Source organism: Parabacteroides sp. AF21-43 (assembly GCF_003635435.1).
In the GTDB taxonomy this organism is placed as follows: Bacteria; Bacteroidota; Bacteroidia; order Bacteroidales; family Tannerellaceae; genus Parabacteroides; species Parabacteroides distasonis.
On sequence record NZ_QTMG01000016.1, the window covers coordinates 12,125 to 30,153 of the forward strand.

The window sequence follows — 18,029 nt, forward strand, 5'->3', positions numbered from 1 at the left end:
CCAACTATTAATATTCCTTGATACATTTGGCAAATGTAAAACATGTAAACGATAGTTTTGTACGATAAAGCAAGCCTATGAGAATTGTTCCTTTTCTAATTAAAGCAAACACAGACAGAAAAAGATAGAAAACGAAATTAAACTAAAAAAGCACCTATAAATTTCGAATCGCACAATCGGAAGATCTAGGTTGTTTCATTTATCGAAACAGGTTCAAACCCTAAAGCGTATTTATAATCTCCCTTTGTCTATTGAAAAACTGGATACGTTGCATCTCTCCACTCTCGGAGATCATGGTAGAGAACTTTTTTAAAGATTGAATCCAGTCTTTCAAGCTATTAAACATCTCAGAATCCTGTGTCGTAATAGAATTTATCGAGTAAACCCGTATCATACTTAACTGCAAAGAACTTGTTTCCAGATAACTATACGTAGCCTCAAAGTTAATATGCGATACATAAATTCGTACACTATTGCCAGCCTCGGTCTTTCCTCTCATGGCAAGTTCTTCCAATTCATCCACCAACACTAATAACTCCTCTTTGATACGTTGTATATCCTCACAGGAAATAAGATGGATATCGGAGAAATATTTAATGTCATTGACCAAATGATGGAAGATCATATTATCCCAAATATAATCCGTAGAATGGATATACTGTGTCAACGATACAAATTCTCTTTGGGTATCAACCAGTTTTTCCGGTATCTTCAGATTCTCAAAATGATTGCATTGGATATGCTTATTCTGATACATCCACTTAAATAAACGAAACTTTGACAAAAGGTCATGCTTCAAATAAAGGATCTGAGGAATAGTATTGGAAGAGGTACCCAAAGCCGTAGTAGGATCATCCTGAAAGGCCCTAAAGATCTTCACATATCTAGACAAGATCGTAAAATAAGCATTAAAAGGATCATCGTGATCTACCACATTCAAGTCGAACACGGCATTGGCACTAAAACTAACCCCTACTATTTTATCCAATGACACACCCAATTTCCTTGAGATAAGAGCTGCCTCTTCCAAGGTGAAAGGAACCTCGCCACGTAAGCGCCTATAAATGGCTTCTCTGCCAATATAAAGGGTATCCATCAACAGATTCGCCAAATTTGTCTTAGGGGGAAGTTTTTCTTTTAAAGCTTCAATCAAGCCTGTATTTAATTCATTTATCATCATAACCATGTCGAATGAAAAATCATCTACTCTAGTAACATATATAGAGAGGAAGTTGTTTCGAGGACAAGTACATTCGTAGATGGATTTTCAAAGCACGTAGCTTTTCAGCTTATTCATATCAACTATTTTCCCTTCCCGGGAAATAGCCCCTTCCTCTATCATTTCCGAGAAACTACGGGCCAATGAAGGACGGGCCACTCCAAAATATTCCGAAAGCTCTGTTTGATTACGATCCTGCTTATAATGATCTCCTTGAATACGTTTAAGTATATAGTAAGCCAGTTTACCTTTAATGGTCTTAATCGATAATAATTGAAGACGTTCAGAAAGAAATTGTGTCCGGTTGGCGTTAAAAGCCATATAGCTTTGAAGAAAATGCTCGTTTGTCGCCAGCAAACGCATCACCGCATTCTTAGGTATTAAAATGATCTCGCATTCCTCCAAGGCGATAACATCTACCGGGAAGCGATTATTTTCCGCAAACAAAAATGCGGAGGCCAAAGGAGTAGGCGCCGATAAAGTCTCCACTTCCAGAATTGTCCCGCTTTCGGTGATCATCTCAGTCTTTACCCGTCCTTTACTCAATAGATAAAGCGAAGATAAGGCATCTCCCTGACGAGCCACCCAGTCACCTTTCTTAAACGACCTTGTCGAATAATCCAACGAACTGAAAAGAGCGGTTTGCTCTTCCTCAGACAATTTTCCGCAAATAGGACACAAACTCAGATTCATAAAACTTCCTTTTGCGGATAAAGATAAAGAAAATAATCAAAGAGTGTAACAACTGTTACAGGTTAAACGATCTTCTATCCCCTACATTCGCGATAAACTTATAAAATAAAAGCTATGTTCTGTTATCAATGTCAAGAAACCGCCCAAGGAAAGGGCTGTATATTAAAAGGTGTATGTGGTAAGACCGCCGAAGTGGCCGGATTACAAGATTTACTGATGTACTTAATGAAGGGAATCTCCAAATTAACAACGACTTTACGCAAACAAGGCGTGGAATCATCCACGGCCAATAAGTTTATCGTAGACGGACTTTTCATGACCATCACAAACGCCAATTTCGATTCATCCAGGTTCGTCTCAAAGATCAAGGAAGCCTATCAGCTACGAGAGAACCTTCTCAACGAATTGCATCGACTGGGAATCCATCTTTCCTTAACCTGCGACTGTCTGACTTGGAAATCGGATAAAGTAGAGGAAATGGAGGTCAAAGCGAAAGAAGTAGGTATTCTTGCCACAGAAAACGAGGATATCCGTTCTCTATGCGAATTACTCACTTATGGGGTTAAAGGTATGGCCGCCTACGTGGAGCACGCTTACAACCTAGGTTTCGAGGATACCAGCCTCTATGCCTTTATGCAAGATGCCTTGGTAGCGACGACTCGATCAGACCTGACTGTCGCCGATTTAACCCAATGGGTACTTACCTGCGGCGAATACGGAGTAAAAGCCATGGCCTTATTAGATAAAGCGAATACTTCCACCTATGGCAACCCGGAAATTACGAAAGTGAATATCGGCGTAGGAAAGAACCCGGGTATACTTATCAGTGGGCACGACTTGAGAGACATTCAAAACTTGCTGGAACAAACCGAAGGTACAGGCATAGATGTCTATACACATAGCGAGATGCTTCCCGCACATTATTACCCGGCTTTCAAGAAGTATAAGCATTTTGTAGGAAACTACGGTAGCGCCTGGTGGAAACAAACATCTGATTTCGAGACATTCAACGGAGTTATCCTGTTTACGACCAACTGCCTTGTCCCTCCCCGTTCTTCCGCCACTTATGCCGATCGGGTCTATACGACCGGCTCTACCGGGTTTGAAGGGTTCCCGCACATCGCCGATCGTAAGCCCGGAGGCTCTAAGGATTTCTCTGCGTTAATCGAACACGCAAAGAAATGCGCCCCTCCAACGGAAATCGAACACGGGGAAATCATCGGTGGATTCGCTCATGAGCAGGTATTCCAATTAGCCGACAAGGTTATCGATGCCGTAAAATCAGGAGCGATACGTAAATTCTTTGTCATGGCAGGTTGCGACGGAAGAATGAAGAGCCGTAGCTACTATACCGAATTCGCCGAGAAATTACCGAAAGATACCGTCATATTAACCGCCGGTTGTGCCAAATATCGTTACAACAAACTGCCTTTGGGTGAGATCAGAGGTATTCCACGGGTATTAGATGCCGGACAATGTAATGACAGTTACTCATTGGTGATGATCGCCCTCAAGTTAAAAGAGGTCTTCGGGCTGGATGATGTCAATGAATTACCTATCGCATACAATATCGCATGGTACGAGCAAAAAGCGGTAATCGTATTACTCGCCCTACTCTACCTAGGCGTAAAAAACATTCACCTAGGACCGACATTGCCAGCGTTCTTGTCGCCGAATGTAGCCAAAGTATTGGTCGATAATTTCGGGATCGCCGGAATAGGTAGTGTAGACGAAGACATGGAACTATTTCTAGGAAAGTAAAATAAACCTTTACCGATCCGCTCTTGTTTTCCTATCACATTTTAATCGATTCAAGATGAATAAGGAACAACAAAAAAGAGTAGCCGCCATTCATGACCTATCGGGATTCGGCAAATGTTCATTGACAGTTGCCCTCCCGATCCTCTCGGCGGCAGGAATAGAGACAAGCGCCTTACCTACGGCCATACTTTCTACACACACAGGAGGTATTCTCGGCTATACATATAGAGACTTGACGGAAGATATGCGTCCGTTCATGAAGCATTGGAAAGAATTAGATATCCGTTTCGACGCCGTCTACAGCGGCTTTCTTGGATCTTTCGAGCAATTAGATATCGTAAAAGAGTTCTTCTCCCTTTTCAAGCGGGAAGATAACCTGATTCTAGTCGATCCTGTCATGGGCGATAACGGAGAACTGTACAAGATCTTCACCCCTAAATTCGCCAAAGGAATGAGATCCCTTTGTGAAAAAGCGGACATTATCGTACCGAACCTGACGGAGGCCGCATTATTGTTGGGCGAACCCTACCAAGCAGGTCCCTATACCAAAGCTTATATCGATGGTATTTTATATAAACTAAGTCAGCTAGGCCCTAAGCAAGTTGTCTTGACCGGTGTCTATTTCGACGAGAAAGAACTGGGAGCCGCCACTTTCGATATGGAACGAAATGCGACAGAGTATGTTTTAACAGAGAAAATACCCGGTTATTATCATGGTACGGGAGATGTTTTCGCAAGTGCTTTACTGTCCGGTTTGTTAAATAATTTCAACTTGGAGAGATCTGCGGAAATAGCCGTTCGCTTCACGACAGAAAGTATTCTTCGAACATTCAAGGCGCAAACGGATTATCGCTTTGGCGTGAACTTCGAACAATCCATTCCGGATTTACTAAAAGAACTGAAACTGATATAAATGAGAGCCTTTTTTTTCTCATATTTGCAAATAAAAGGAATATAATAGTATGGCTAAATTAAGAATAGCGTTTTCTGGTATCGGTGCGGTGGGTGGTTATTACGGAGGTATGGTCGCCGCCCGCTATCAAGGAACAATAAAAGCAGATATCTTTTTTATCGCCCGTGGAGAAAATCTAAAGGCTATCCGTGAAAACGGTTTACAAATGCAACTAGGCATCCGGACAATCCATACGGCTCCGGCACTAGCCACCGATAATCCCGCCGAGATAGGGCCGGTAGACTACCTTTTCTGTTGTACAAAAAGTTACGATCTAGAAGAAAACATCCAGCAGCTAAAGCCTGTTATCGGACCTGAGACCGTTATCATCCCCTTGCTAAACGGATTGGATATCGAAGAACGAATCCATAATATACTACCCGAACAAGAGGTCTGGAAAGGATGTGTTTACATCGGTTCCCGCTTGACAGAGCCCGGTGTTGTCGAGAAATTCTCCTTGAAAGAACGCATTTTCTTCGGCAACAAAGATGCAAACAAAGATAAGCAAACCGAGTTGCTTAAATTACTTATGTATGCCCGGTTAAACGCTTTTAATCCAGCGGATATAGACCTACGCATCTGGAAGAAATTCTTCATGATCTCTACGGCAGCTACGGCTACGAGTTTCTTCAACCAGCCCATTGATGAAGTACTAGCCCAACATATCGACCTGTTTATCGCTTTGGGTACGGAATTAAAAAGCGTAGCGGAGGCTATGGGAGTCCGTTTACCCGATGACATCGTCTATACTTCCATCGAGACGCAAAAGATGATGCCGACCGGCTCCACGACTTCCATGCATAGTGATTTTCTCGCCGGGAAAAAAACAGAGTTGGAAACATTGACAGGATATGTAATTCGTCAAGCGGAGAAGCTCGGCGTTGATGTCCCTACTTATCGATTTATGTATAACGGATTGTCTTTTTATCCCTATCCGAAGAAAACAGAAATATCATAATTATGCAAGATATAATAAACGGGCGTTGTGGTTGGTGCGGAACTGACGAGTTGTATATGAGATACCATGATCAAGAGTGGGGAAAGTTGGTGACTGACGATAAAACACTGTTCGAGTTTCTTGTGCTGGAAAGTTCTCAAGCCGGGTTAAGTTGGATAACTATCCTTAGGAAGCGTGAGGGATATCGCAAGGCATTTTGTGATTTTGATATCGAAAGAGTGGCGCAAATGACCGATGAAGATGTTGAACGGTTGATGCAGTTTGAGGGAATTGTGAAAAACCGTCAGAAAATTAAATCGACAATCACAAACGCAAGGCAGTTTCTCTCCATACAGAAAGAGTTCGGTAGCTTTTATAATTACACTCTATCATTCTTTCCTAACCAAAAACCGATTATCAACACCTTTCAGTCATTGAGTGAGATTCCGGTATCATCTCCCGAATCCGAAGCCATGAGCAAGGATATGAAGAAACGAGGATTCAAATTCTTCGGACCTACAATTTGTTACGCCCACCTACAGGCTTCGGGATTTATCAACGATCATCTGGTGGACTGCGTTTGCCGAAAAAGATAATAAAAAAGGCGGAAACAGCATGTTCCCGCCTTCATTATTATTTTAGTGAGCTGATCTTATTGACCGATATAAGTCTCCATGAACTTAGCGCCCGGAGCCGGAGAAATGGTTATTACCTCCGTATCCGCAGGGATCAAGACAGTTTGACCTTGGTGAACAAAGATCTCGTTTCCTTTATTATCACGGATGGAAGCCTTGCCTGCCATACAGATGTAAACGACAAAAGAATCCAGTTCCGAGAAATTACGAACCATAATCGTATCCAGATCCAAAAGGTTTGTCGTGAAATATTTACAGTCCGCCAACTCTACCGTGGCATTCGTATGACCTTTGTAGTGAGTACGGTAATCCGGATACAACGTATAATCGATAGCGTCTTTCGCCAATTCCGTATGCAGCTCACGGCCATTACCGTTCACATCTTTACGGTTGTAATCGTAAATACGATACGTGATATTACTGGTCTGCTGGATCTCGGCGATAAAACAACCCGCTCCGATCGCATGCACACGTCCCGCCGGCAAGAAGAATACATCGCCTTCATTTACGTCGTAACGTTGAAGCACATCCATGATCGTATTGTTCTCCACCCGTTTCACGTATTCCTCTGCGTCGATTTGCTCAGAGAAACCGGAATACAAGCCAGCGCCTTTCTCTGCCTTGATCACATACCACATCTCCGTCTTACCGAAAGAGTTGTGGCGCTTTTTCGCCAGCTCATCGTCCGGGTGAACTTGAATAGATAAATTATCACGGGCATCGATAAACTTGATTAGCAACGGGAAAGTCGTCCCGAATCTCTCCATCACCTTCTTTCCCAGCAATTCCTTGCCATAAGAGCGGATCAACTCATCCAAAGACTTACCTTCCAGCTCACCATTGTCGACAATAGAATAATTTCCCTCAACATGAGAAAGCTCCCAGCTCTCGCCTACACCATTCTCAACCGGAGTAATGCCCTTAAACGGGCAGATATCAGAACCGCCCCAAATCACCTTCTTGAGGATCGGCTTAAATGTAAATGGATATAACATAACGTGTTTTGTGTATAGAGTTTTACTTTTTGACCTTCACTTTCCTTAATACGACGGCGCTACGTGCCGGGATATAAAGTTTCAGCCATTCTTTCTTTTCTTTCTTATATAACGGATCAAATTGCGTGAAATGCCTTATGGTATCATCAGCCAAGCCAAACCCCCCGAAACGGGTAGCGTCGGTGTTCAATACGACCTCATATTCTCCCTTCGGAACTAAGAAACCGTAATCCGTGAACGATTTCGTCGGGCTAAAGTTGAACACAAAAACCAAGTCTTTACGCATATAAGCCAATATCTGATCGCCATCATTATCCCAAACCTTCTGGATAGGGGTATCTTGGAAATTCTTCACATCCCCGATCAATTCCAACATCTCACGGTCGAAATCGCCCAAGAAATGGTACTTCAAATCCAAGTTGTCCACCAAATTCCATTGGCGGCGAGCGTATTTATAAGACCATCCATTGCCCTCCCTTGGGAAGTCGATCCATTCCGGATGCCCAAACTCATTTCCCATGAAGTTCAGATAACCGCCATTAATGGTAGAAGCCGTAACCAAACGGATCATCTTATGCAAGGCGATACCTCTATCTACCATGAAATTATGGTCATCTTTTTGCATATGCCAATACATATCGGCGTCGATCAAGCGGAAGATGATCGTCTTATCACCCACCAAGGCTTGATCGTGGCTCTCGGCATAACTGATCGTCTTCTCATCGGCACGACGGTTCGTCGTCTCCCACCAGATCGAAGACGGATGCCAATCCTCATCCTTCTTTTCCTTGATCGTCTTGATCCAATAATCCGGGATGTTCATAGCCATGCGATAATCAAAGCCATAACCACCATCTTCGACCTTGGCAGCCAAACCCGGCATGCCACTCACCTCCTCAGCGATCGTTATAGCACCCGGGTTCACCTCATGGATCAATTTATTGGCCAAGGTTAAATAAGCGATAGCGTCGCCATCTTGATGGCCATTAAAATAATCGCCATAATTACAGAAAGCCTCGCCCAAGCCATGGCTGTAATAAAGCATGGAGGTCACGCCATCGAAACGGAAACCATCGAACTTATACTCCTCCAGCCAGAACTTACAATTCGACAATAAGAAATGAAGCACCTCGTTCTTTCCATAATTGAAGCACAGGGAATCCCATGCCGGATGCTCACGGCGTTCGCCACTCAGGAAATATTGGTCATACGAACCGTCAAAGCGGCCTAATCCCTCCACCTCGTTCTTTACGGCGTGGCTATGTACGATGTCCATGATCACGGCGAGACCCATCCCGTGCGCCTCATCGATCAGTTGTTTCAACTCGTCCGGCGTACCGAAACGGGAAGAGGCGGCGAAGAAGCTACTTACGTGATAGCCGAACGATCCATAATAGGGATGTTCTTGTATAGCCATGATCTGAATGGCGTTATAACCATCCTTCGCTACACGAGGTAATATATTTTGACGGAATTCATTATACGTCCCCACCTTCTCCTCGTTGGTGCTCATACCGATATGGCACTCGTAGATCAAAAGGGGAGACTTCTTAGGTTTGAATCGTTTATTCTTGAATTTATAAGGTTTCTCCGGGTTCCATACTTGAGCGCTGAATATCTTAGATTGCTCATCTTGCACCACCCGGCGAGTCCATGCGGGAATACGTTCTCCGCTACCGCCGTCCCACTCGACCAGCAACTTAAACAAGTCCTCATGACACATCTGCGCATCGGTCAAAGCGATCTCCCATACGCCATTCGCCTTACGTTTAAGCTTGTATTTATTATCTTTCTGCCATCCGTTGAATGTTCCAATCAAATAAATAGCGGTAGCATTCGGCGCCCATTCACGGAACACCCAGCCTTTCGTGGTTTTGTGTAACCCAAAATAAAGATATCCGGAAGCCATCTCGGATAAGGTTAGTTTACCATTATTCGTCAGGCTCTTTTCTTTATCAATCACGTATTGATACCGGCCTTCTATAGCCGCCTCATAAGGGGCCAGCCACGGGTCATTTTTTATCAGATTTAGAGACTCCATGATTTATTATAATTTGGTTCTCGGCAAAGATAAAAGAAAAAAACATACCCATTGATAATATTAGGATATTTCTTATATTCGCGGTAAACCGTACAAAGATGAGCAAAGGAACAAAAAGTATAGCCTTTTACCTAATGATGATCCTCATTTTCGGTTCGCTGATGTACTTTATCGCCAAAGAAGGGGAAAGTCAGCAACTGGAAAATTCGATTGCGTCCATCCAAAACGCACCTAGTAATTTAGAAGAGGGATTTACCATATTTACTCAATTATTAGTACATAATATCGAGTCTTCCATAGGAATTCTGCTTTTACAAATCATCACGATATTGCTTACGTGCCGTTTGTTCGGTTGGTTATTCCAGAAGATCGGGCAACCCACCGTCATCGGCGAGATCGTTGCCGGAATCGTGCTAGGGCCGTCCGTATTAGGCAATTTATTCCCGGAGGCTTCCGCCTTCCTTTTCCCTGTGGAATCGTTGGTGAATATAAATATGCTGAGTCAATTCGGACTTATACTCTTTATGTTCGCTATCGGGATGGAACTTAATATCTCCGAGGTAAGGAAAAAGCTGAAAGAGACGATCTTAATCAGTCATACCAGTACGATCGTCCCCTTCTTTTTCGGTATGTTGACCGCCTATTTCGTGTACGACAAATATGCGGATAAGAGTACGCCTTTCCTCTCTTTCGCCTTGTTTATAGGTATCGCCATGAGTATTACCGCCTTTCCCGTATTGGCACGTATTATCCAAGAGAAAGGACTTACCAAGACACATTTGGGTACCATCTCGTTGGCAAGCGCAGCGAATGGGGATATCACCGCATGGTGCTTGCTAGCGGTTGTCATAGCGATCGCACAAGCGGGTTCGATGCTAAGTGCCGTTTACAACATTTTATTCTCAGTCCTTTACATAGTGTTTATGTTTTTGGCGGTGCGGCCATTCCTGCGGATGATCGGACATATTTACCACAACAAGGAGGTAATCGACAAGGGGCTAGTAGCTTTCATCTTCTTGCTATTGATCACCTCGGCTTATCTGACTGAGATATTGGGATTGCATGCCTTGTTCGGCGCTTTTATCGCAGGGGTGGTGATGCCGGGAAATGTCAAATTCCGCAAGATCATGACCGAGAAAGTAGAGGATGTATCCCTTGCTCTATTTCTTCCCTTATTCTTCGTATCTACCGGATTACGTACGGAAATAGGTCTTCTAAACAAGCCTGAGTTATGGTGGCTATGCCTTATCTTCATAGTCGTGGCCATCGCGGGAAAGTTTGGGGGAGCGATGTTCTCCGCCCGATTCGTGGGTGAGAGCTGGAAGGATAGCCTATACATAGGGGCGCTCATGAATACCCGCGGGTTGATGGAGCTGGTCGTATTGACGATCGGGTACGAGATGGGGATATTGACGCCTTCCGTATTCGTGATCTTAGTGCTAATGACGCTGGTCACCACCTTTATGACAACACCGTTGGTCTCATTCATCAAATTCTGTTACCGAGCGCATGACAAGCTGATGGAGCAAAAAGAGAGAATGCCATTGGAGGGGATATTCAAGGTACTGTTGTCCTTCGGACGAGCCGGAAATGGACAGATCATGCTGGACGTAGCCTACCAGATGTTCGCCCAAGGCAAAAACAAACTGGAGCTGACGGCACTGCATTTGACGGTTGGCTCGGATGTAAACCCGCTACACACGGATAATTTCGAGGAAGTCAGCTTCGGCCCGATCCTTTACGGGGCCAAGAAGCTGGGCATTCAGATACAGACCCGCTACGAGGTATCGAACAACGCCGGAGTGGATATTTGTAGCATCGTAAACAATGAGGGGTACGATTTCCTTCTGGTCGGTTCCGGGATATCGATGAGCAACACACCGGACGATATAGCGGCAAGCCATTATCGGGCCTCGTTCTACAACCGTTATTTCAAACGCTTCAAGGCTCCGGAATCCTGGTTTTATCCGGGTGCCTTATTGAAAGACAAGACGAAGATGTTTATCGAGCAAAGCAATTGCCCGGTAGGTGTATTCGTGAACCGGAATTTCGTCAAGGCATCGAACGTAATCGTGGTCATCGACTCCGAGGAGGATTTATTCCTGTTGGGATACGCCCAGACCTTATTGAAGTCTACACACGGCTCGGCCAGCGTACTTGATAAATCCAGCAGCACGACCCCGGGGAACGAGGTGATCAAGGAAGGAATCCTGCGATTCACGGAAGACGTGAAGCAGACCACGCTTCTACGAGAGAAAGACCTTACGCCCCAGTCTTTCAACGGCTTCAACTTCATGCTGATCAGTTATAAGACATGGAACGATGTCTCCGAGCACCGGAAAGAAGCCTTGCAGAAGATGCCTTCTACGTTGATATTAAGTAAATAATCCGTTATAAACCATATAAACCCGTCTTTATGAGAATCTGTCTTTTCTTCTTGATCACCGTTTTCCTCATGGCCTGCTCCTCTACGGGGAACCAGCGGCAGGAACCGGAAAACCAGACCTTGGAAACGATACTCAATCGCAAAAGCGTACGTAAGTATAAGGATCGCCCGGTAGAAAAGGAAAAGATAGACAAACTGATACGAGCCGGAATGGCCGCCCCTTCCTCCCGTGACAGGCGACCCTGGGAATTCATTATCGTAACCGACCGGAAAGCCTTGGATACGATGGCCGAAGGCCTTCCCTTCGCCCGGATGCTGAAAGAGACAAGGCAAGCGATCGTCGTTTGCGGCGATACGATCAAATCCTCCAACGCTTGGTTTCTGGATTGTTCCGCCGCCTCGCAAAACCTGTTACTTGCCGCCGAATCCATGGGATTGGGAGCTGTATGGACGGCTGTTTACCCCTATCCGGACCGGATTGAGATCGTCCGGAAAGAGCTTCGGCTACCGGATCATATCATGCCGTTGAACGTCATACCTGTGGGATACCCCATGCAGAAAGAGACTCCCAAAAACAAATACAACGTCCAACAGATCCATCACAATGGCTGGTAAAGCTATATGACTTCCAGATAACTCCGTCCGTTTCCCGCCCGGTTCACCCGGATCTGCACGGGAATACGTTCCGTCATTTCCTGTACGTGCGAGATAACGCAGATCTTGCGCCCTTGCGTACGCAGGCTCTCCAAGGCATCCATAGCGAGCCGCAACGTCTCCGCATCCAAAGAGCCGAAGCCCTCATCGATAAACAGGCTCTCTACCTTCATCCGGTTCGAGGAGAGAGAGGACAAGCCTAGCGCCAAGGCCAGCGAGACCAAGAAAGATTCCCCTCCGGAAAGGCTATGCACGGTACGGATCTCGTCGCACATATCTTGGTCGATCACCTGCAAAGCCAAGGTATCCGGCACACGCTCCAACCGGTAACGCTGGGATAGTTGCCGCAATTGCACATTTGCGTAACTCAACAAGACATCCAAGGTGTAGCCTTGGGCGATCCTACGGAACTTGGCGCCATCCGCCGAGCCTGCCAATTCATTCAGCTTCGCCCAACGCTCGCTCATCGCCCTCCGCTCCGAGAGCTCTTGCTGGAAGCCGGCTATCTTCCGCTTATTCTCCTCGTGCGTACGCAGACGGAAACTACATTCAGACTTTTGGGCCGTCATTTCCGACAGGGATTCCTCCAGCGTCTTGCCTTCGTAGGTCTCTTGGTAGGCGGCCAACCAGTTATCCAGTTCTTGCCGGCGTGCGGAAAGAAGGCCGGAAGTCTCCACCAGATCCTTCTTGATCTGTTCCGTAATCCCCCGGTATTGCTCCACCTCGCCGGCGTGCTTCGTCGTACTCTCTTGCAGCTCCTTCAAATGGCTCTTCAAGGCTTCCACCCGTTCGTGGAAGGTACGTTCCACCTGGTCGGCGGGCTGGCCTCCCAGCAGGAGATTCCGTTCCGAGCGCAAACGGGTATAGGATTGATTCTTCTCGTCGTAGGCTTTCGCGGCGTCCTCGTACTGCTTGCGCAAGGGAGGGAGGAAAGCCTCGTACGACTCCCGTTCCGCTTTATAGGCGCTCCGCTCCCGTTCCAATTCCCGCAAGCGTTCCCCGTTGGCTTGCCACTGCCGGGCGAAATCCGTCAAGGTCTCCCGGAAGCTTTCCGGCTCCTTGTTCCAGCCCGTCTGCCATGCGTCGTTCCCGAACAGGGCGTTGGCGGCGGATAGGGATTGGGACAGCTTCTCCTGCTGCTCCCGCTTATCCAATTCTTCCCGGTCGATTTGCTCGGACAGGGATTGTAGCTGATTCCTTAATTCCGTCCGTGCGTTCTCGTCCGCGGCGAGTTGTTTATGCAGCTCCAGTTCTTTCTGTTGCAGGGCGGCGAGTTGTTTCCCGCAGGCCTCCTGCCGTTCTTTCCGGTCGAGAAGCCGCTTGAGGCGCAGGGTAGCTTCCGAGATGTGATCCGCCAAGGCCAACAGACGCTCATGCGCCTCGTGAGAGGCGAAAGGATGCTCAAGGCTTCCGCAGACCGGGCAAGGCGTTCCGGCGGTCAGCTTGTCCCGCAGGCTTTTGATATCGCCAGTCGTCACGAACTGGGCTTGCTCCAACAATAAACGCTCCCGTTCCGTACGGCAGGTCTCGATCGATCGATCCAAAGCCTCCGGTTCCAATTCCTTGAGGGCAAGCGCTACGGACTTCCGCTCTTCCTCAATCTTTACCTGTTCCTTGGCGTGCGTCTCCGCCTCCCGCCGCAAGGATTGCCTCCGAACCTCCAACCGCTGGATTTTCTGTCGGATGGCTAGCAAGGCCTTGTCCGACCGCTCGACTGCCCGGCGAGCCGTAAGGCAGGTATCCAGATGAATCAACAAGGCCGACAGTTGCTCGGCGATCCCCTCCTTGCTCCGGTAACGTTCACGCCACGACGTCAGCTTGTCCCATTCCTCCGAGGCTTTCTTCTGCCGCTCTTCCACCTTCCTGAGTTTCTCTTCCGCCTCCTGCTTCCGCCGGGAGAAGTCTTTCATCCGTTCATCGGCCTCGGAGCGGGCTTTCAAGGCAGATTCCAGTTGCACGTCCAGTTTCCGGGCCTGTTGCAATTCCAGTCGCAGACGCTTAGATTCCTCATCCGTCCTCGCCAATCGCACCTCTCCTTGCTCATACTCCTTCCTTACGGTTTCCAGCGATGCCAACGCCCGTTCCAAGAAACGAGCGTTCTCCTCCCGCTGTTTTTCCTTCGAGGCGATCTGGACCTCGGCCGCTTTCACGGCCTCCCGTAAGCTTTGCCGCTCGACCCTCGCCTTCTCCAGACGGGCCAGCTCCCCCTCCAAGACCGAAAGGCGGGTTTGGGAGGCTTCCACCTCCTCCTCCGATAGAAGCTCTATGCCTTGTACGCGGGCGCATAGCCGCTCGTAGGCCTCCTTCGCCTCGGCGTTCTTGGCGAAGATCCGGCGGGAGATCTCCGAGTATTGCTCCGTACCGGTCAGTTTTTCCAGCAAGGAGGCCTTCTCGCCCTGCTCCGCTTTTAGGAAGGTAGAGAAATCGTTCTGGGCCAAGAGCACCGAGCGGGTGAACTGATCGAAAGTCAGGCCGATCAGCTCGATGATACGGGCTTGCAGGTCCTTGTTGGTTCCCGGCTCCTCTTTCCCGGCATCTATATTATATAATGTAAGGCGGGCGGCCTGCAAACGTCCGCTCTCCTTCTCCCGGGCCCGGGATACGGACCAGCGGGTGCGATACCGACACCCGTTCAGCGCCACGAAATCCACCTCGGCGTAGCCCGAGGCCGTCCCGCGGCGCAAGAGGAAGCGGGGGTCGCTTTGCGGCAACACCTCCTCTTGCACGTCCCTCAGCCGCACGTTATTCTCCTTCGCCAGCTCCGTTCGCGGCGTACGGGAGAAAAGGGCGAGGCACATGGCATCCAGCAACGTGGATTTTCCCGCCCCGGTAGGCCCGGATATAGCGAAGATACCCGCCGAAGCCAAAGGCTCTTCCGTAAAATCAATGGAAAACTCTCCTTCCAGCGACGCCAGATTGCGTCCTCTGATCGCCAGCACTCTCATAAAGAAACCTCCCTCATCACCTCATTAAACAATGTCTCTATCTCCTCGGGCAACTCGCCTCCGTATTTCACGGCAAACGTATGTCTCAGCATATCCAGCGGGGCTATCTTTTGCAAATCATTATACGACAAGGCCCGCTCCTCTGCCTCTCCTTCCCGCCGGGGATACGAAGGAACGATGGAGGTGAGGCGGACTGCCTTCCCGACCAACGCCTCCTCTACCCGATGGCGGAACGTAGGGTCCGGCTCCGTCAGCAGGACCCGTATCTCCACGTAAGGCCAGCGGCTCTCATCCTCGCTGACCACCTCCGGCTCCGGAAGCCCGGCGAGGCATCGCAAGACCTCCTCCGGGGGTAACGGGCTATCCGGTATACGCATCAAGTCCGCAACTCTTGGGATCTCGATCGCCTCGGTACCAGCGACCTTCCCCTCCTCGACCGCTACGGCTATCACTTGATGCCGGTAATTCTTCTCCGAGAACGACATGGGAAGCGGGCTTCCGGCGTAACGTACCGCCTCGCGCCCGCCAATCCGTTGCGCTTTATGGATATGCCCTAGCGCCGTATAAGCGATCCCGGCGTCGAAGGTATCCGCAGATACGGACTCCAGCCCTCCCATGATGGCACGCTCGCTCCGGTCGTCGTCCGATAGTTCGGCTCCGGTGGCGTGGAGGTGGCCCAAGGCTACGATCGCCTCGCCGGGGTTCCTCCGGGCATCCGCATAAGCGTAGAGCCGCTGGTACATCCGGCCGATGCCCGCCACATACGAGTCGGGCTCTCCCTCGGACGCCGCCGGGTAATCCCCTTGGCGGAGGAAAGGCACTGCTAGACAAAGCGCCTCCCGTTCTCCCGCCCGGTTCCTCAAGGGGACAACGAGCGATCCGAGATCGATCTCCCCGGAATCCGTCCTCCCCACGATACCTACAATCGAGGTATTCAATTCCTCCAGCAAGGGATTCGGGGCTTCCAGACGGATCGCGGAGTCATGATTGCCGGCGATGATCACGATCTGCAAGCCCGGATTCCGGCGATTCGCCTCTTTCAGGAAACGATAGAAACGACGTTGCGCCCCGGCGGAAGGGTTCGTCACGTCGAACACGTCGCCGGCGATCAACAGGACATCCGTCTGCCGCTCCACCAAAAGATTTGTCAGAAAACCGAGGAAAGCATCGTGCTCCGCCTCCCGGTCGTAGCCGAAAAAGGTCTGGCCCAGATGCCAGTCGGCCGTATGGATAAGTTTCAATGCCATTTATCTTCTTCTATTTTGATCCGGCAAATGTACTTCTTTCCCTTCAGATATCAGATTTTGGTAGAATGAAAAAGACGAATGATCAAGCGTATCCCCCCTTATATACCGGCAGCACGACCGAGAAGCGGCTTCCTTCTCCCTGCTTAGAACTCAGCGCTATCCGTCCCCCCAAGTTTTGTACGATTCCTTGGCAGATAGACAACCCCAGACCGGCCCCTTGGCTGAATTCATCTTGCTTGAAAAAACGGCTGAATACCTTCTCTTGTTCCTCCTCCGATAGACCGATCCCGGAGTCCTCGACAAATATCGCCGCCTCATCCGTGCCCCTCAGATGCTTAAATCCCAACTTTATATATCCGCTATTCGTGAATTTACAAGCGTTTGTCAAGAAATTGGTTATAACTTGAGAAAGTCTCTTTTTATCCGTATAGATAAACAAATCCCCCTCCGCCTCTTTCGAGAATCGTAGGTGGGTGGGGACCAATAACTGATGGGCGAGGTAAAGATCGTCTACCAACTCCTTGACGGAGCAGCTCTCTTTCTCGAATTTCATTTGTCCCGATTGAAGTCTCGAAACCTCCAGAATATCATTGATGAGCACCAACAGCAGATCGCAGCTCTGATTGATCGTCTTGGCAAACAGCTGCTTGTCGGCCTCGTCTAAGTCCTTCTCCGAGGCCAGCAGGTTCGAGAAGCCTACGATAGAGTTCAGCGGCGTACGTATCTCATGGCTCATGTTCGCCAAGAATTTTTGCTCATATCCCCTCATGAGGATAAGCTCTTTTTCCCGTTTCTTCATGTCATTGATATTGATAAGTATACCGCTCACGTCTTTGCCTCCCTCCGCATTATCTAACGCAGGCATGGCGCTAAAGCGGAATTCCCACCATTCATAATCAGATCCGGCGAAGCGGGCACGGCATTGGAATACCTCCTTGTCCGCCTTCCATAAGGATTGCCTCTGCAGCTTGAAAGCGATGAGATCATCGGGATGTATCAATTTCCACATCTCCTCCAACTCGATTCGCGACGGCTGGTCACCGACAGGATACTTGAAAAAGAACTCCTCATCCTTGAATTCCCAGATGTATATGCCTCCACACTGTATGGCCAAATCCAAGAAGAAATTCTTTTGAGACAAACGGGAGAAGATCATCTTGACTTGCCTCTTCTCCCGCCGGTACAGATATAAGACAACGATTAGCAGCAGGATAGAGGAGATCTCAAAAATAGGCCTCAGCCTGTAATACTCAAATAAGGGGGAGCGCTCGGGCAGTAAATAGATCGCTGCGAACAAAGCCGCCAAAACCAAGAATATGTAAAGTAGGTGCTTCATCATTCTTCAAATTTATAAGTCCTCGCGGGACTACGGTAAATTATGAGACCAAAGGTATGAATATTTATTAAATAGTCAATGAAAATCAACGATAGTCTTAATAATAAATAATAATGTTAACACGGGAGGAAGAAATAAAGCCGTCTATCACCGTAGTCCCGCGAGAACAGCGCCTACCTCTCCCGCAATCATCCATCCATCCATCCATCCATCCCGGCTTATATCTCG

General features: G+C 48.1%; 13 protein-coding genes. 6 read left to right on the top strand and 7 right to left on the bottom strand.

The window, feature by feature from the left end:
* Nucleotides 1-220: 220 nt before the first annotated feature.
* On the bottom strand, nucleotides 221-1,180 hold the full coding sequence (locus DWX84_RS12225) for a hypothetical protein (protein ID WP_005866250.1): 960 nt from the start codon (nucleotides 1,178-1,180) through the stop codon (nucleotides 221-223).
* Between the two features lie 87 nt (nucleotides 1,181-1,267).
* A complete protein-coding gene (locus DWX84_RS12230; RefSeq protein ID WP_005866248.1) occupies nucleotides 1,268-1,912 on the bottom strand; it encodes a Crp/Fnr family transcriptional regulator in 645 nt (214 codons plus the stop codon).
* A 114-nt stretch (nucleotides 1,913-2,026) separates the two neighbouring features.
* Between DWX84_RS12230 and hcp the strand changes: the two genes are divergently transcribed.
* From hcp to DWX84_RS12250, 4 genes are read left to right on the top strand one after another with little or no spacing between them, the layout of a single operon-like run.
* Nucleotides 2,027-3,673: a hydroxylamine reductase gene (gene hcp, locus DWX84_RS12235; RefSeq protein WP_048927768.1), complete on the top strand. Its 1,647-nt coding sequence runs from the start codon at nucleotides 2,027-2,029 to the stop codon at nucleotides 3,671-3,673.
* 55 nt (nucleotides 3,674-3,728) lie between these two features.
* Nucleotides 3,729-4,586, top strand: coding sequence for a pyridoxamine kinase (locus tag DWX84_RS12240; RefSeq protein WP_048927767.1), 858 nt, complete (start codon nucleotides 3,729-3,731; stop codon nucleotides 4,584-4,586).
* A 49-nt stretch (nucleotides 4,587-4,635) separates the two neighbouring features.
* The gene (locus DWX84_RS12245) at nucleotides 4,636-5,583 is read left to right on the top strand and encodes a ketopantoate reductase family protein (RefSeq protein WP_048927766.1); all 948 of its coding nucleotides are present in this window, start codon (nucleotides 4,636-4,638) and stop codon (nucleotides 5,581-5,583) included.
* Between the two features lie 2 nt (nucleotides 5,584-5,585).
* The gene (locus tag DWX84_RS12250; RefSeq protein WP_048927765.1) at nucleotides 5,586-6,158 is read left to right on the top strand and encodes a DNA-3-methyladenine glycosylase I; all 573 of its coding nucleotides are present in this window, start codon (nucleotides 5,586-5,588) and stop codon (nucleotides 6,156-6,158) included.
* Between the two features lie 56 nt (nucleotides 6,159-6,214).
* Here DWX84_RS12250 and DWX84_RS12255 read toward each other — a convergent pair whose 3' ends face one another.
* Nucleotides 6,215-7,192 (bottom strand): type I phosphomannose isomerase catalytic subunit, encoded by a 978-nt coding sequence (locus DWX84_RS12255; protein WP_048927764.1) that lies wholly within the window; start codon nucleotides 7,190-7,192, stop codon nucleotides 6,215-6,217.
* A 22-nt stretch (nucleotides 7,193-7,214) separates the two neighbouring features.
* Entirely contained in the window at nucleotides 7,215-9,233 is a 2,019-nt protein-coding gene (locus DWX84_RS12260) for an alpha amylase C-terminal domain-containing protein (RefSeq protein ID WP_057325946.1), read from the bottom strand.
* A gap of 98 nt (nucleotides 9,234-9,331) precedes the next feature.
* On the opposite strand from DWX84_RS12260, the gene DWX84_RS12265 reads away from it, so the two are divergent.
* Together DWX84_RS12265 and DWX84_RS12270 are read left to right on the top strand one after the other, a co-directional pair.
* On the top strand, nucleotides 9,332-11,620 hold the full coding sequence (locus DWX84_RS12265; RefSeq protein WP_008779573.1) for a cation:proton antiporter: 2,289 nt from the start codon (nucleotides 9,332-9,334) through the stop codon (nucleotides 11,618-11,620).
* A gap of 29 nt (nucleotides 11,621-11,649) precedes the next feature.
* Entirely contained in the window at nucleotides 11,650-12,234 is a 585-nt protein-coding gene (locus DWX84_RS12270) for a nitroreductase family protein (RefSeq protein WP_008779572.1), read from the top strand.
* 2 nt (nucleotides 12,235-12,236) lie between these two features.
* Here the strand turns inward: DWX84_RS12270 and DWX84_RS12275 are convergent, their stop codons facing one another.
* From DWX84_RS12275 to DWX84_RS12285, 3 genes are all read right to left on the bottom strand, one after another.
* Complete coding sequence (locus tag DWX84_RS12275) at nucleotides 12,237-15,218, bottom strand: AAA family ATPase (RefSeq protein ID WP_122297377.1); 2,982 nt, start codon at nucleotides 15,216-15,218, stop codon at nucleotides 12,237-12,239.
* Nucleotides 15,215-16,465 carry an exonuclease SbcCD subunit D gene (locus DWX84_RS12280; RefSeq protein WP_048927761.1) on the bottom strand — a complete coding sequence of 417 codons (1,251 nt, stop codon included), beginning with the start codon at nucleotides 16,463-16,465 and terminating at the stop codon, nucleotides 15,215-15,217. The genes DWX84_RS12275 and DWX84_RS12280 overlap by 4 nt, the downstream gene beginning before the upstream one ends.
* 82 nt (nucleotides 16,466-16,547) lie before the next feature.
* Complete coding sequence (locus DWX84_RS12285; protein WP_048927760.1) at nucleotides 16,548-17,801, bottom strand: HAMP domain-containing sensor histidine kinase; 1,254 nt, start codon at nucleotides 17,799-17,801, stop codon at nucleotides 16,548-16,550.
* Nucleotides 17,802-18,029 lie beyond the last annotated feature (228 nt).